Here is a 16,281-nt window from a genome sequence, read left to right as displayed (position 1 = left end):
CGTGATAGGACTTGACGGTGCCTTCCAGCTCCTGGCGGATCAGCAGGGTCTGGCCGACCACGATGAACGGTTCGCTGAAGTTAAGGCGCAGGTTGCGTTCCTGGGTCAGGGTCATGCCGCTGCCGATCATGTCGAACTTGTCGGTCATCAGGGCCGGGATGATGCCGTCGTAACCGGTGGACACCAGCTCCAGCTTGACGCCCATGGCCTTGGACATGGCCTTGAGGATGTCGACTTCGAAACCGATGATCTCGCCGCGCTTGTTGGTCATCTCGAAGGGCATGTAGGTCGGGTCCATGCCGACTTTCAGCGTGCCACGCTTGACCGCGTCATCGATGGCGCCGGCCTGCGCCGCGTTGACTGCAACCAATGCCGTGACGCCGACCAGCAGCATCGACAGATACTTCTTCATCTTCAAGTCCCCAAAACCATTGCGGTGTGAGGCGCGCAATCGACGATTTTCCTTGGAAAACCGACAGATACGAACAGAAAGCTGCCCGGGCGCACCAATTCGGGGACGGATGCTAACGCACTGGGTTGTTTGCACAAGGGTTTGCGCAGGAATTTGATCGTTCCCACGCTCTGTGTGGGAATGCAGCCAGGGACGCTCAGCGCCCCAAAAGCCGAACGCGGAGCGTCCGTTGAGACATTCCCACGCAGAGCGTGGGAACGATCGGCAAAAAAAACCCCGCTTTCGCGGGGTTTTTTATCAAGCCAACTGAGGTTGTGCGCTCAGTGGCTTGAGCGGCAGCAGTGGCGCATGGGGATCGGCTTTCACCGATTGCCGCCAGGCGTCCAGCCACTCGGCGTGGCCTTCGCTCCAGACTTGCTCATGCAAACGACCCAATGCCACCGGATCGCTCAGCAGTTGCAGGCGCTCATGGTTGTTTAGCCCGGCAGGCCCGGCCTTCAACGCATGACGAACCCGCTCCACACGCAACCACTCGATCGGCTCGGCCTGACCGTGACGGGACGTCGCCAGCGAGCACGCCAGGGCGTTCTGCTGTGGATCGACCACGGCGCGGATGAAGCCGTCTTTCAACTGGTGATAACGGTTTTCGTGGGTGTACTGGTCGGTGGCCAGCAGCGCTTGTGGCGGATTGTATTCCTCAGGGATCAGGAACAGGCTCTCGTCACGGGACTTCAGACCCAGGCCGACACGGCTGGAGATCACCGACACCGGGATCGACAGCATCAGCGAACCGACGATCGGCACCAGCCACCAGAGGAAGCTCGGGTTCAGCCAGATCACCAGCAGGGCCCAGAAGAAGCCCAGCAAGGTTTGCGGACCGTGGCGCTTGACCGCTTCGCTCCACGGCGTGGAGTCGTCGTCACGTTGCGGCGAGTTCCAGGTCGCGGCCCAGCCGAGGAACGCGGCGAGCACGAAACGGGTGTGGAAGATCATCCGCACCGGCGCCAGCAACATGGAGAACAGCATCTCCAGCAGCATCGAGAACGTCACCTTGAACTTGCCACCGAACTCTTTCGCGCCCTTGGCCCAGATCAGGATGATGCTCAACAGCTTCGGCAGGAACAGCAGCACGATGGTCGTCGAGAACAACGCCACGGCTTTGTCCGGATGCCATTGCGGCCACAGCGGATAGAGCTGTCGCGGCTCCATGAAGTACTGCGGCTCCATCAACGTGTTCACCGCCAGCAGCGCCGTGGACAACACGAGGAAGAAGAACCACAACGGCGCCGACAGGTAAGACATCACGCCGGTCAGGAACACCGCACGGTGCACCGGGTGCATGCCCTTGACCAGGAACAGCCGGAAGTTCATCAGGTTACCGTGGCACCAGCGACGGTCACGCTTGAGTTCGTCCAGCAGGTTCGGCGGCAATTCTTCGTAGCTGCCCGGCAAGTCGTAGGCAATCCACACGCCCCAGCCGGCACGGCGCATCAGCGCGGCTTCGACGAAGTCGTGGGACAAAATTGCACCGGCAAACGCGCCTTTACCCGGCAACGGCGCCAGGGCGCAGTGCTCGATAAACGGCTTCATGCGGATGATCGCGTTGTGGCCCCAGTAGTGGGATTCACCCAACTGCCAGAAGTGCAGGCCGGCGGTGAACAGCGGACCGTACACACGGGTCGCAAACTGCTGCATGCGCGCATAAAGGGTGTCCATGCCCGACGCCCGTGGCGCGGTCTGGATGATCCCGGCGTCCGGCGTGGCTTCCATCAAGCGCACCAGACTGGTCAGGCATTCGCCGCTCATCACGGAGTCCGCGTCGAGCACGACCATGTACTTGTAGTCACCGCCCCAACGACGGCAGAAGTCGTCGAGGTTGCCGCTTTTACGTTTGACGCGACGGCGACGGCGACGATAGAAGATCTTGCCGAAGCCCTTGGCTTCACGGCAGACGTCCAGCCAGGCCTGTTGCTCGGCCACGCAGATATCGGTTTCGTTACTGTCGCTGAGGACGAAGAAGTCGAAACGGTCCAGGTCACCCGTGGCCGCGACCGACTCGAAGGTCGCCCGCAGACCGGCGAATACACGCGGCACGTCTTCGTTGCAGATCGGCATCACCAGTGCGGTGCGTGCGTCCTTGGCAATCGGCTCGTTACCGGCGCTTTTACCGGAGATACGATATTTATCGTGACCGGTGAGCAACTCGAGGAAGCCCATCAGTGCAGTCCAAAAACCGGCCGACACCCAGCAGAACAGAATCCCGAACAGTATCAGGATGCTGGTTTGCAGCGCATACGGCAGCACTTGCGTGGCGGTTTGCAGCAGCGGTTGGTGCAGCACTTCGTTCAGGTCGACGAACGACCAGCCCTGGTACGGCATGATGCCTTTCATGTACCAGCCAGCCACGATGGTCTGGCCGAGCATCAGCACCAATAAAATGTAGCGACGGATCGAACCGACGGTGCGCCAGCGAGCTGCCGGCAACACACGTTCATCCTTCGGCGGAGCCGGTGGATTGGTGCGACCGGTCATCCGGCGCCAGCCACGCACCAGGATGTTGGTGCGCCATGGCTCCGGCACAACCTTGGTCCGGCGAATCGGCGGGGTCGCCTTGAGGACGACACGACCACTGGCGTCAACCGCCAGCATCTCCGCTTCTTCCAGTTCTTCGGCACTGTTCAGGAGCAGGCGCTTGCCCACCGAGGCTTGCGCAGCCTCGGTCGGTGCGTCGAATGTCGAGGACGAAAGACGCTGGTGCAGTTCACTGAAGGACTGACAGCCCGCGAGTTCCGCGCGCTGCTCGTCGGTCATCGGTAAATGCGCCAGATACTCCGACAGAGTCTCTGGCTTTACTTGAGAATTACTCATCGGCAGGCAACTGGTAGCTCCAGGTTTCGGTCAGGACTTCTTCAGTCGCCGCCGAATCCGGTGTGGCTGGGGCCGCGTCCGCAGCAACAGGCTGCTTGGCGTCTTTGTTGTCCTTGTCCTTGGTATCGACAGCCGGCTTGGCATCGGCCTGTTTGGCGTCAGCCTGCTTGGCGTCCTTGGCTTCCTTGTCCGCTTTCTCCTGTTGCTTGGCGGCGACCTTGTCGGCCTTGGCAACGGAGGAATTGGAAGCTGGAATCGAAGACTTGGCCAGATCTTCAGGCACGATCTTCTCGACCAGGGATGCACGCATCTCGGTGGCCTTGCTCGCGTCCTTGATCTTCATGCGCAGCGTCAGGCGCCAGCCCTTGGTTTCAGGGTTGTAGCGCACAGTGTTCTCGACCAGCTCGGCGTTGTCGCCAACGCTGACCTGGCTGCGCACGTCGGCAGTTTCCGGCAACGCGGCCAGGGACGGACCTTCGAAGTCCACCAGGTAGGCAACGGTGCCGTCCGGCTGACGGATCAGGTTCGACTGTTTCACGTCGCCAGTGGAACGCAGAGTCTGTTTGACCCAGGCGCTGTCCGGAGCGTGGATGGCAGCTTCGTCGATGGTCCAGTGCATGCGATAGGCGACGTCAAGCGGTTGGCCTGGCTCCGGCAGTTTTTCCGGGCTCCAGAAGGCAACGATGTTGTCGTTGGTTTCGTCGGCGGTCGGAATCTCCACCAGGTCTACAGAACCCTTGCCCCAATCGCCTTTTGGCTCGATCCAGGCACTTGGGCGCTTGTCGTAGCGGTCGTCGAGGTCTTCGTAGTGGCTGAAGTCACGGCCACGTTGCAGCAAGCCGAAGCCGCGCGGGTTTTCGATGGCGAAGTTGCTCACCGCCAGGTGTTTCGGGTTGTTCAAAGGGCGCCAAATCCACTCGCCGTTGCCGGCATGGATCGACAGACCGCTGGAGTCGTGCAGTTCGCGGCGATAGTTCAGCACTTTGGAAGGCTGGTTGGCGCCGAACAGGAACATGCTGGTCAACGGGGCAACGCCGAGCTTGGTGACTTTGTCACGCAGGAACATGCGGGCCTTGACGTCGACCACGGTGTCGCTGCCTGGACGCAGGGTCAGGCGATACGCACCGGTCGCACGCGGCGAATCCAGCAGCGCGAAGATCACCAGGTGCTTGTCACCCGGTTTTGGCTGTTGAATCCAGAACTCTGTGAAACGCGGGAATTCTTCGCCGGACGGCAATGCGGTATCGATGGCCATGCCGCGAGCGGACAAGCCATAGGTGTGACCCTTGCCGACAACGCGGAAGTAACTCGCGCCGAGCATGGTCATGATTTCGTCTTGCTTGTCGGCCTTGTTGATCGGGTACAGCACACGGAAACCGGCATAACCCAGTTGTTCGGTAGCTTTAGGATCGAACTTGACGTCGCCGAAATCGAAACGACTTGGGTCGTATTTGATCTCTTCGACGGTGTTGGCCGTGATTTCGTTGATTTTCACCGGGGTGTCGAAGTGCATGCCCTGGTGATAGAACGAAAGCTTGAACGGGGTTTTCTGATCGGCCCACTCGGCTTTTTCAGTGCGGAAACGAATTTTCTGATAATCCGCGAACTTCATTTCGCGGAATTCGTTCGGCAGGTTACTGCGCGGGGCTTCGAATTTCTGCCCGGCCAGCTCTTTCGCCTTGACCGACACATCATCCAGGTTGAATGCCCAAAGCTGGCCGGCGCTGAGCAGACACAGCAGTGCAGAGCCCGCTACCAGAGCGCTTCGGAACCGTTGGGCAGACAATTTTGGTGCATTACAGGGACTAACAATCACGAGCAACCCTCGCCGAAAACAGATCAAAAAACCAACGGCCAGCTATCTATATGCCAGGTTGGCGAGCATTGTTCCGACTCCTATGGGGCTAAATGATTCCCCAACAGGTTCCGGGCAAGTCTCTACCTAAGTCAAAATGGGCCAACGAACGCTGATCCCCGTAGCGCGCGATTATCTAGTAGGCCGCGTTACAACGCATCAGGGGTAACAAAGTATTTATCGCGAAAAACCCCTGTTTTCAGTCGAAATGCCCTTAAAAACATGTTTCAGGGGCTTTCAGGTCTGTAACAGGAAGGTTACCGGGCCATCATTGACCAGGTGCACCTGCATATCCGCGCCGAATCTACCTGATGCCACAGTGCCATGCACCTCTTTCGCTCTGCCTAATAGATAGTCGAAAAGTTCTTCACCGAGGGCCGGAGGCGCCGCCGTCGAAAAACTCGGGCGCAACCCGCTCTTGGTGTCGGCCGCCAGGGTGAACTGCGAGACCAGCAGCAGACCACCACCGACATCCGCCAGGGACAGATTCATCTTGCCTTCTGTATCACTGAATACACGATAGTTAAGCAGTTTATGCAGAAGTTTGTCGGCGCTGGCCCGAGTGTCCTCGGGCTCGACCGCCACCAGCACCAGCAAACCCTGGTCCACCGCGCCAACCACCTCCCCCGCCACCTCGACTCGCGCGCCACGCACGCGTTGCAGCAGGCCCTTCATGCTTCTTCAGGCGGCAGATCGAGCAAACGCCGGGCCATCTGACCAGCGGCGCGCACCAAGGCATCGGTGATACCCGGTTCGGACGCGGCATGGCCGGCATCGCGGATCACCTGCAGTTCGCTGTTCGGCCAGGCTTGATGCAATTCCCAGGCATTGTCCAACGGGCAGATCACGTCGTAGCGGCCATGGACGATCACGCCGGGCAAATGGGCGATCTTGCCCATGTCGCGAATCAACTGGTTCGGCTCAAGGAAAGCGTTATTGGTGAAGTAATGGCATTCGATCCGGGCGATCGACAGCGCGCGCTGCGGCTCGGAGAAGCGATCGACCACCAACGGGTTCGGGCGCAAAGTCGCGGTCCGGCCTTCCCAGGTGGACCAGGCCTTGGCCGCGTGCATCTGGGCGATCTGGTCGTTGCCGGTCAGGCGCTTGTGGAAAGCGGTAAGCAAGTCGCCGCGCTCGTCCAGCGGGATCGGCGCGATGTAGTCCTGCCAGTAGTCGGGAAACAGACGACTGGCGCCGGCCTGATAGAACCACTCGATTTCCTGCGGACGGCAAAGAAAAATCCCGCGCAGGATCAGACCGTGCACACGCTCCGGGTGGGTTTGCGCGTAGGCCAGGGCCAGGGTCGAACCCCAGGAGCCGCCGAACAGCACCCATTTCTCGATGTTCAGGTGTTTGCGGATCCGCTCGAGGTCGGCGACCAGATCCCAGGTGGTGTTGTTTTCCAGGTTGGCATGGGGCGTGGAGCGACCGCAGCCGCGCTGGTCGAAGGTGACAATGCGATACAGGTTCGGATCGAAATACCGGCGACTCTGTGCATCACACCCGGCGCCGGGGCCGCCGTGGATGAACACCACCGGCAAACCTTCCGGTGAACCGCTTTCGTCGACATACAGCGTGTGGGTTTTATCGACGGCCAGATCGTGCCGGGCGTAGGGTTTGATCTGCGGGTACAAAGTCTGCATTGCACGCTCCGTAAGGGGTCGAGGTCATCCCTGGGGGGACTTCAATTATTCTGCCGTCCGGCATCATAAACCCGAATTACGTCAATGAGCATGCACTTGCAGCGTCAGAGTCTGTCAGCCAGAAACCCGAGCAGGTTTTCATACAGCCGGTCGACCTCGGCGACTTGCCCGCGCCCCCGCAAACAGCCGTGAACCAGCCCTTCGCCGTAGTACAACGTCGCGCTCACGCCGGCGGCATTGAGTGCCTCGGCGTAACGCACACCGTCGTCGCGCAGCGGGTCGAATTGCGCCACGGCGATCAACGCCGGGGGCAAACCGCTGAAATCTTCGGCGAGCAATGGCATGGCATAGGCGCCCGGTTGGCCGGCGCCACGCAAATAGAGCGCGTGATAACAATCCACATCGCTGCTGCTGAGCAACGGTGCGTCGGCGCATTCGCTGCGGGACGGCAATCGATGATCGCCACCCAGGCCCGGATAAATCAGCACTTGGGCGGCGGGCATCGGCTCCCCCGCATCGCGCAAGGCCAGGCATAACGCCGCAGCCAGATTGCCGCCAGCGCTGTCCCCGGCCACCAGCATCCGCTCTGGATCGAACCAGAACGGGCCCGAGCGCAAGGCGCGCCAGACTTTCAGGCAATCTTCGAACCCGGCCGGAAACGGGTGCTCGGGCGCCAGCCGATAATCCACGGCCACCACCATCGTCCCCAGTGTCGCCGCCAGTTCGGCGCAGATGAAGTCATGGGAATCCAGATCCCCCACCACCCAGCCACCGCCGTGCAGATACAGAATGCACGGCCAGCCGCTGGTCGGTGGCGTCACCGGGGGACGATAAGAGCGCACCGCCACGCCCGCTAGGGTGAAGTCGGTGACCTCAAGCCCGGCAGGACGCGGCGGGGTAAACGCCCGGCACATCGCGCTGTAGGCCTGGCGCAACCCGGTGAGGCTGCTGTCGGTGCTGTTGAAGACGAGGGTTTTCTCGACGAAGGCCGACATTTGCTCAGAGAGGGGGAAAGTTGACATGGGCTTGCCGCCGATTCTCAAGGGTTTGAGATATCCCTGTGGGAGCGGGCTTGCTCGCGAAGGTGTCGTGTCAGTCGATACAACTGTTGCCTGACACACCGCCTTCGCGAGCAAGCCCGCTCCCACAGGTACTTCATTCGAATTCAGTTTTTCAGGCTGGCCTGAACAGTCGCCACGCCATCCTTGCCATCAAAACTGCTGACTCCGGCCAGCCAGCGCTGAAGGTCTTCCGGATGATCACGCAACCAGGCCTTGGCGACTTCCTGGGGCGTTTTGCGCTCCATGATCGGCACCATCAACTGGCTTTCCTGAGACGCGGTGAACGTCAGGTTTTGCAGCAGGCGATTCACGTTCGGGCAACGTTCGGCGTAATCCGGGGCGGTCACGGTGGAAACGGTCGCCGCGCCTTCATTCGGGCCGTAGACGTCTTCACTGCCGGTCAGGTAGGTGATTTTCATGTTGATGTTCATCGGGTGCGGGGTCCAGCCGACGAACACCACAAACTCCTTGCGGTTCACCGCCCGTTGCACGGCGGCGAGCATGCCGGCCTCACCGGACTCGATCAATTTGAAATCCTTCAGGCCAAAGTGATTGGTCTCGATCATGGTCTTGATGGTGGTGTTCGCGCCGCTGCCCGGCTCGATACCGTAGATCTTGCCGCCGAGCTGATCCTTGAATTTGGCGATATCGGCGAAGGTTTTCAGCCCCGCCGCCGCGACATATTCCGGTACGGCGAGGGTGGCCTGGGCGTCGGCCAGACTCGGTTTGTCCATGACCTTGACTTGGTCGGCAGCGACAAACGGGGCGATGTTCTTGTCCATCGCCGGTTTCCAGTAGCCGAGGAAAATATCGAGGCGCTTGTCACGGATGCCGGCAAAGATGATTTGCTGCACGGCGCTGGTTTGCTTGCTTTCGTAGCCCAGGCCATTGAGCAACACATCGGCCATGCCGCTGGTGGCGATGACATCGGTCCAGTTGACCACGCCCATGCGCACGGCTTTGCAGGAAGCGTCGTCACTGGCCAGGACGCTGGTGCTCAGAAGAGCGGTGCCGCAGAGGATGGAGAGACAGCGGGTGAACAAACCTTTGGTGCTTGTCATGGAGAGCGTTCTCGTGCGGCAGATTATTGTTGGGGGCCGGTGTCTTTGTGCACCGTGCCCGGAACATTACGCAGCGTCGAGAAGGTAAAAGCGAACTGTAGCGACCGAGATTTGCACGGTGGCGACTTAGTGGCAACGCGCTTTACCTGTGGGAGCGGGCTTGCTCGCGAAGAGGGAGTGTCAGTCGCCATTAACGTTGAATGACACACCGCTTTCGCGAGCAAGCCCGCTCCCACAGGGGGTTATGCGCTGTAGTGCTTTTGGCCCCAGGCCAACAGCCCTTGCAGCAATTCCTTGAGCACCACTTGAGTCGGCGCCGCCAAGTCCGGGCGATAGCGGAACGGCTCAAACTCTTCCATGTACGTGCACTGCCCCAGCTCCAGTTGCACCGCGTGAATGTTTTCGGCCGGGTTGCCGTAATGCCGGGTGATGTGGCCGCCCTTGAAGCGGCCGTTCAGCACGTGGCTGTAATCGGTGTGCTTCGCGCAGATAGCTTCCAGTTGCGTGGCCAGCTGTGGATCGCAACTGGCGCCGTTGAAGGTGCCGAGGTTGAAGTCCGGCAGTTTGCCGTCGAACAGGTGCGGGATGATCGAGCGGATCGAGTGCGCGTCGAACAGCAGCGCGTAGCCGAACTCGGCTTTCAATCGCGCCAGCTCGTTTTTCAGCGTCGTGTGATACGGCGTCCACACTTGCTCCAGATACGTCGCGCGCTCGGCTGCCGACGGTTCCATGCCTTCGCGGAACAGTGGAATGCCGTCGAACAATGTCGCCGGGTACAGGCCGGTGGTGGCGCCGACATACAACGGTTTGTCGTCGGACGGTCGGTTCAGGTCGATGACAAATCGAGAGTACTCGGCGGCCAGGGTGCTGGCGCCCAGTTCAGCGGCAAATTCATACAGCTGCGGAATGTGCCAATCGGTATCGGGCAAGCTGCGTGCGTCGGGGATCAATCCGGCCTCGACCGCCGGGGTCAGGCGCAGGCCGGCGTGGGGCATGCTGATCAGCAGGGGCACGCGGCCTTGTTTGAAGTTCAGAACCTTATCCACAACTGTTCTCCTAGAGGCTTGTTTCGACGCCGAGACGCACGACGCGTTTTTCCAGGTCACCGCCCAGCCAGTACGACAGGTCGGCCGGACGATCGATTTGCCAGGCGACGAAATCCGCGACCTTGCCGACTTCCAGCGAACCATGGGTCTCGGCCATGCCCAGCGCCGTGGCGGCATGAATTGTCGCGCCGGCCAACGCTTCTTCCGGGGTCATGCGGAAACAGGTGCAGGCCATGTTCAGCATCAAGCGCAGCGACAGCGCCGGCGAAGTGCCGGGATTGAGGTCGCTGGCGATGGCGATTTTCACCCCGTGTTTACGCAAGGCGTCCATCGGCGGCAGCTGGGTTTCCCGCAGGAAGTAGAACGCACCGGGCAGCAACACCGCGACAGTGCCGGACGCGGCCATGGCGATGGCGTCATCTTCGTCCATGAATTCCAGGTGATCGGCAGACAGTGCGTGGTAACGCGCGGCCAGGCTGGAGCCGTGGAGGGACGACAGTTGCTCGGCATGCAGTTTCACCGGCAGACCGAGTTCTTGTGCGGTGATGAAGACGCGCTCGACTTGTGCCGGCGAGAACGCCAGGTATTCACAGAACGCATCCACGGCGTCGACCAGCCCTTCGGCCGCCAGGGCCGGGAGCATTTCGGCGCAGATGTGATCGATGTAGTCGTCGGCGCGGTCCTTGTATTCCGGCGGCAAGGCGTGGGCCGCCAGGCAAGTGCTGCGCACGCTGACCGGCAGCTCGGCGCCGAGGCGACGGATGACCCGCAGGATCTTGCGTTCGCTGGCCAGGTCCAGGCCGTAGCCGGATTTCATCTCGACCGTGGTCACGCCGTCGCGCAGCAGGCTTTTCAGGCGCTTGGCGGCGCTGGCGAACAGTTCGTCTTCGCTGGCCGCGCGGGTGGCGCGCACGGTGCTGGCGATGCCGCCACCGGCCGCCGCGATTTCCGAATAGCTGACGCCTTGCAGGCGCTGCTCGAATTCACCGCTGCGGTTACCGCCGAACACCGTGTGGGTGTGGCAGTCGATCAGGCCTGGGGTAACCCAGGCCCCTTTCAAATCGTTGACCGCCGGGTATTCGCCGGACGGCAGTTCAGCACGTGGGCCGATCCACTCAATGTGCGCACCGGACGTCACGATGGCCGCATCCTCGATGATCGAGTAGACGCCTTGCGCCATGGTTGCGACGTGGCAGTGTTGCCAGAGAGTTTTCATCCCTTAGTCTCCACAAAATTCAAAATCGATTCGCGAGCAAGCCCGCCCCCACATGGGAATGCGTACTCCTGTGGGAGCGGGCTTGCTCGCGAAGAGGCCATTACAGGCTAGGCAACAACTTCGCCGACACCAGCTCATTCAGGCAACGGGTCGCCAACAACTCGCTCGCAGCGTTGATGTCCGGTGCAAAGAAGCGATCCTTCTCATAGAACGGCACTTCAGCGCGCAGGATGGCGCGAGCCTTTTCCAGCTTGGTCGACGTCTTCAGGCCTTCACGCAGATCCAGACCCTGGCACGCCGCCAGCCATTCCACGGCCAGCACGCCGCGCGTGTTCTCGGCCATTTCCCACAGGCGCTTGCCGGCGGCCGGGGCCATCGACACGTGGTCTTCCTGGTTGGCGGAGGTTGGCAGGCTGTCCACCGAATGCGGATGGGACAACGCCTTGTTCTCGCTGGCCAGGGCCGCTGCGGTCACCTGGGCGATCATGAAGCCGGAGTTCACGCCGCCATTGGCCACCAGGAACGGCGGCAGTTGCGACATGTGCTTGTCCATCATCAGCGAGATGCGGCGTTCGCTCAGGGAGCCGATTTCGGCGATGGCCAACGCCATGTTGTCAGCGGCCATGGCCACCGGTTCGGCGTGGAAGTTACCGCCGGAGATCACGTCGCCTTCAGCGGCGAAGACCAACGGGTTGTCGGAAACGGCGTTGGCTTCGACGGCCAACACTTCGGCGGCCTGGCGGAACTGGGTCAGGCAGGCGCCCATGACTTGCGGCTGGCAGCGCAGGGAGTACGGATCCTGAACCTTCTCGCAGTTCTCGTGAGAAGCGGACACTTCACTGCGCTCACCCAGCAGATCGCGGTAAGCAGCAGCGGCATCGATCTGGCCTTTCTGACCGCGTGCCGCATGGATACGTGCGTCGAACGGCGAGCGCGAGCCCAACACCGCTTCAACGGTCATACCACCAATGGCCAGGGCGCCAGCGAACAGGTCTTCGCCTTCAAACAAACCGCGCAATGCGTAAGCGGTAGAAACCTGAGTACCGTTGAGCAGCGCCAGGCCTTCTTTCGCAGCGAGGGTCAGCGGAGTCAGACCGGCGACTTTCAGCGCTTCGGTCGCTTCCATCCATTCGCCCTTGTAGCGAGCCTTGCCTTCGCCCAGCAGCACCAGGGACATGTGGGCCAGAGGCGCCAAGTCGCCCGATGCACCGACCGAACCTTTCAATGGAATGTGCGGGTAAACCTCGGCGTTGATCAGCGCGATCAACGCATCGATGACCACGCGACGAATACCGGAGAACCCACGGCTCAGGCTGTTGACCTTGAGCACCATGACCAAGCGTACCAGCGCGTCGCTGATTGGCTCGCCGACACCGGCGGCGTGGGACAGCACCAACGAGCGCTGCAGGTTTTCCAGGTCTTCGCTGGCGATGCGGGTCGAGGCCAGCAGGCCGAAACCGGTGTTGATGCCGTAGGCGGTGCGGTTCTCGGCGAGGATCTGTTCCACGCAGGCAACGCTGGCTTCAATCTGGGCCGAAGCGCTGTTGTCGAGGGTGATTTTGACCGGTTGCTGATAGATATCACGCAGTTGGGCAAGGCTCAGTTGGCCGGGAATCAAATTTAGCGCAGTCACTTTTATTCTCCTTTTGAGAGTTTTTATTAACTAACCAGACGCTCCGGATAATTCCGTTGTCCGTCGCTTCCCGACTTTGTGAGAGGGGCTGGCGCCTTGGCACGCTGGTGTTGTGGATTTCAGTTCAGATTCGGTAAAGCCTTGTGCAGCAAAATCGGGTCTTTCAACACGCCGGCAGCGGCGGCGATGTCCGGCGCCAGCCAACGGTCCTGATCGTAGGCCGGAACCCGTTCACGCAGCAGGCGCCACGCCGAATCGGTACCCGCGCCAAAACGCTGCTCTTTCAGGAATTCAAACGCCTGGGCCGCCAACAGGTACTCGATGGCGAGGATCTGCGTGACGTTTTCCAGGGCGCGATGCAGCTTCAGCGCTGCGTTGGTGCCCAGGCTCAAATGGTCTTCCTGCAGGCCCGAGGTGACGTAGTTGTCGAGCACCGCCGGTTGCGCCAACTGACGGTTTTCCGCACACAACGAAGCGGCGACATACTGGACGATCATCATCCCGGAGTTAACCCCCGGATTGGCCACCAGGAATGCCGGCAAACCGCTGACGTGCGGGTTGATCAAGCGATCCAGGCGGCGCTCGGCGATGGAGCCGATTTCGGCCATGGCCATCGCCAGCAAATCCGCAGCCATGGCCACGGATTGACCGTGGGGGTTGGCCTGGGACATCACCCGGAAATTATCCGGCGTACCCAGCAGCATCGGGTTGTCGGTGACCGAGTTGAGTTCGGTTTCGATCTGCTGTCTGGCGTGCTCCAGTTGATCGCGCGCAGCGCCGTGGACTTGCGGGATCGAGCGGATGCTCAACGCATCTTGGGTGCGGATGCCTTTGCTCGTAGCAATCACTTCACTGCCATCCAGCAATGCCCGCAGGTTATTGCCGACTCGCTGCATGCCCGGGTGCGGTTTGAGCGCGATGATCTCGGCGTCGAACGCAGCAATCTGGCCGCGCTGGGCTTCGAAGCTCATGGCGCCGATCACGTCGGCCCATTGCAGCAAGTGCGTCGCGTCGGCCAGGGCCAGGCAGCTGAGGCCAGTCATGCACGGCGTGCCGTTGACCAGGCACAAACCGTCCTTGGCGCCGAGCTGAACCGGCTCCAGGCCTTCTTCGGCCAGGGCTTGTTGCGCGGAGACGATCTGCCCGCGATAGCTGACATTGCCGACGCCCAACAGCGCGATGCTGATGTGAGCCATGTGGGTCAGGTAACCCACCGAACCCTGGGACGGCACTTGCGGGGTGATTCCGCGATTCAGCAGCGCCAGCAGGCCTTCGACGACCCGGCGATGAATGCCGGATTTGCCATGACTGTAGTTGCGAATGGCGGCGCAGATGATTGCGCGGGTCTGCTCGTTGGCCAGTGGCGCGCCGACGCCACAGGCGTGGCTGAGCAAGGTGTTGCGGGACAATTGGCTGAGTTGTTCGTCTTTCAGCGACACGTTGCACAAGGCGCCGAGGCCGGTGTTGACGCCATACGCACGTTCGCCGCTGGTGACGATGCGCTGGACGATGGCCTGTGCATTGTCGATCCGTGCCCAGGTCTGGGGCGACAGCTCAAGCTGCGCGCCATGACGAGCGACGGCCACCACATCCTGCCAACGCAGCGGGGCGTCGGCGATAACGATTTTTTCAGCCTGGGACATCTTTGACCTCGTGCCTACAACTTGAATATTGATGCAGCTTTACCGACGCCTTCGCGAGCAAGCCCGCTCCCACATTTGGAATGCGTCCCCCTGTGGGAGCGGGCTTGCTCGCGAAGGCGCCAGCAAAAACACCGCAAATCTCTTTAAACCACCGCCGCCCGCCGTTGCACGAACCGGTCGACATACTCATCCGCCGGCGAGTGCAGGATCTCTCTTGGCGTGCCGACCTGGATCAGGCGCCCGTCCTTGAGGATCGCAATGCGATTGCCGATACGCACGGCCTCGTCGAGGTCGTGGGTGATGAAAACGATGGTCTTGTGCAGGGTCTTTTGCAGTTCCAGCAATTGGTCCTGCATCTCGGCGCGGATCAGCGGGTCGAGGGCGCTGAACGCTTCGTCCATCAGGATGATGTCGGTGTCCGCCGCCAGAGCGCGGGCCAGGCCCACACGTTGGCGCATGCCGCCCGAGAGCTGGTGCGGGTATTTGTTTTCGTAGCCCTTGAGGCCCACGGTGTTGATCCAGTGCAGCGCGCGCTCAGAGCACATTTGCTTGCTCTCGCCACGCACTTTCAAGCCATAGGCGACGTTGTCCACCACGGTCTTGTGCGGCAGCAGGCCGAAGCTCTGGAACACCATGCTGATACGGTGCCGGCGAAATTCGCGCAGGGCTTCCATGTCGTATTGCAGGATGTCCACGCCGTCCACCAGGATCGCGCCGCTGGTCGGGTCGATCAGCCTATTGAAGTGACGCACGAGGGTCGATTTGCCGGAACCCGACAGGCCCATGATCACGAAGATCTCGCCGGTGCCGATGCTCAGGGACAAGTCATTCACGCCGACCACGCAGCCGGTTTCGGCCAGCACCTGATCCTTGGTCTTGCCCTGGCCAATCATGCCCAGCGCTTCCTTGGAACGGTTGCCGAAAATCTTGAAGACGTTTTTGACTTCGATTTTGCTCACGGTTGCGTCGTTCATTTGCTCACCTCATGCCGTGGCCGACCATACGCTTGAGTAATGCGGTCGATCACCACTGCCAGAATCACGATCGCCAGACCGGCTTCGAGGCCACGTCCGACGTTGAGGGTCTGAATCCCCACCAACACGTCTTCGCCCAGGCCACGGGCACCGATCATCGAGGCGATCACCACCATCGACAGGGCCATCATGGTGGTCTGGTTGATCCCGGCCATGATGCTCGGCAGGGCCAGCGGCAGTTGCACGCCGAACAGTTGCTGCCAACGGTTGGCACCGAAGGCGTTGATGGCTTCCATCACTTCGCCGTCAACCTGGCGAATGCCCAGGTCGGTCAGGCGGATCAGCGGTGGCGCAGCGTAGATCACGGTGGCGAAAATCGCCGGGACCTTGCCCAGGCCAAACAGCATCAGCACCGGGATCAGGTACACGAAACTCGGCATGGTCTGCATGATATCCAGCAACGGCATCAGCACCGAACGCAGGCGATTGCTGCGCGCCGAGAGAATGCCCAGTGGAATGCCGATCAGCACCGAAATGACCGTCGCCACCATCATCAGCGCGAGGGTCTGCATCAGCTTGTCCCAGAGGCCGACGGCGCCGACCAGGAACAACAGGCCGACGATCACCGCCGTGGTCACGACTTTACGGGTCGCGTGCCAGGCCACGCCCGCCACGATCGCCAGCATCAGCCACCAGGGCGCCGCACGCAGCAAGCCTTCAAGATTGACGATGGCCCACAACAGGGTGTCGGAGATGTGCCGGAACACGTCGCCGTAGTTGGTGACCAGCGAATCGACCCAACTGTTGACCCAGTCGGCGATGGAAAAGGTAAAGCTTTCGGGAAACATAAGAGACTCTCAATCAAGGGG

Annotated in this window: 13 protein-coding genes; all 13 read right to left on the bottom strand. The window is 61.1% G+C overall.

Annotated features, from left to right (window positions below; genetic code table 11):
* On the bottom strand, positions 1 to 412 hold a 412-nt coding region (locus ACIQY3_RS30275), incomplete at its 3' end, for a transporter substrate-binding domain-containing protein (protein ID WP_403027293.1).
* 297 nt (positions 413 to 709) lie between these two features.
* Positions 710 to 3,280, bottom strand: a complete 2,571-nt coding sequence (gene mdoH / locus ACIQY3_RS30270) for a glucans biosynthesis glucosyltransferase MdoH (RefSeq protein WP_403027290.1) — start codon at positions 3,278 to 3,280, stop codon at positions 710 to 712.
* Complete coding sequence (locus tag ACIQY3_RS30265; protein WP_403027287.1) at positions 3,273 to 5,096, bottom strand: glucan biosynthesis protein; 1,824 nt, start codon at positions 5,094 to 5,096, stop codon at positions 3,273 to 3,275. Before ACIQY3_RS30265 ends, mdoH begins: the two co-directional genes overlap by 8 nt.
* 276 nt (positions 5,097 to 5,372) lie before the next feature.
* On the bottom strand, positions 5,373 to 5,810 hold the full coding sequence (gene dtd, locus ACIQY3_RS30260) for a D-aminoacyl-tRNA deacylase (RefSeq protein ID WP_054054664.1): 438 nt from the start codon (positions 5,808 to 5,810) through the stop codon (positions 5,373 to 5,375).
* Entirely contained in the window at positions 5,807 to 6,778 is a 972-nt protein-coding gene (gene pip, locus ACIQY3_RS30255) for a prolyl aminopeptidase (RefSeq protein WP_054054666.1), read from the bottom strand. Before pip ends, dtd begins: the two co-directional genes overlap by 4 nt.
* Positions 6,779 to 6,882: 104 nt before the next feature.
* Positions 6,883 to 7,800 (bottom strand): alpha/beta hydrolase, encoded by a 918-nt coding sequence (locus ACIQY3_RS30250; RefSeq protein WP_403027282.1) that lies wholly within the window; start codon positions 7,798 to 7,800, stop codon positions 6,883 to 6,885.
* A gap of 143 nt (positions 7,801 to 7,943) precedes the next feature.
* Positions 7,944 to 8,900: a choline ABC transporter substrate-binding protein gene (locus tag ACIQY3_RS30245; protein ID WP_403027279.1), complete on the bottom strand. Its 957-nt coding sequence runs from the start codon at positions 8,898 to 8,900 to the stop codon at positions 7,944 to 7,946.
* A gap of 242 nt (positions 8,901 to 9,142) precedes the next feature.
* Positions 9,143 to 9,946: an N-formylglutamate deformylase gene (gene hutG / locus ACIQY3_RS30240; RefSeq protein ID WP_403027276.1), complete on the bottom strand. Its 804-nt coding sequence runs from the start codon at positions 9,944 to 9,946 to the stop codon at positions 9,143 to 9,145.
* Positions 9,947 to 9,956: 10 nt separating this feature from the next.
* On the bottom strand, positions 9,957 to 11,162 hold the full coding sequence (gene hutI, locus ACIQY3_RS30235) for an imidazolonepropionase (RefSeq protein WP_403027273.1): 1,206 nt from the start codon (positions 11,160 to 11,162) through the stop codon (positions 9,957 to 9,959).
* 100 nt (positions 11,163 to 11,262) lie between these two features.
* On the bottom strand, positions 11,263 to 12,795 hold the full coding sequence (gene hutH / locus ACIQY3_RS30230) for a histidine ammonia-lyase (RefSeq protein ID WP_054054677.1): 1,533 nt from the start codon (positions 12,793 to 12,795) through the stop codon (positions 11,263 to 11,265).
* 119 nt (positions 12,796 to 12,914) lie between these two features.
* On the bottom strand, positions 12,915 to 14,438 hold the full coding sequence (gene hutH / locus ACIQY3_RS30225) for a histidine ammonia-lyase (protein ID WP_403027270.1): 1,524 nt from the start codon (positions 14,436 to 14,438) through the stop codon (positions 12,915 to 12,917).
* A 143-nt stretch (positions 14,439 to 14,581) separates the two neighbouring features.
* Entirely contained in the window at positions 14,582 to 15,412 is an 831-nt protein-coding gene (locus ACIQY3_RS30220; protein ID WP_213940162.1) for a glycine betaine/L-proline ABC transporter ATP-binding protein, read from the bottom strand.
* Positions 15,409 to 16,260: an ABC transporter permease gene (locus ACIQY3_RS30215; protein ID WP_403027266.1), complete on the bottom strand. Its 852-nt coding sequence runs from the start codon at positions 16,258 to 16,260 to the stop codon at positions 15,409 to 15,411. The genes ACIQY3_RS30220 and ACIQY3_RS30215 overlap by 4 nt, the downstream gene beginning before the upstream one ends.
* Positions 16,261 to 16,281: the final 21 nt, after the last annotated feature.

The organism is Pseudomonas sp. NPDC096950, from assembly GCF_044762525.1.
GTDB lineage: Bacteria > Pseudomonadota > Gammaproteobacteria > Pseudomonadales > Pseudomonadaceae > Aquipseudomonas.
Note: the sequence above shows the minus strand (reverse complement) of the source record. Positions and strands in the feature narration are given on the sequence as shown.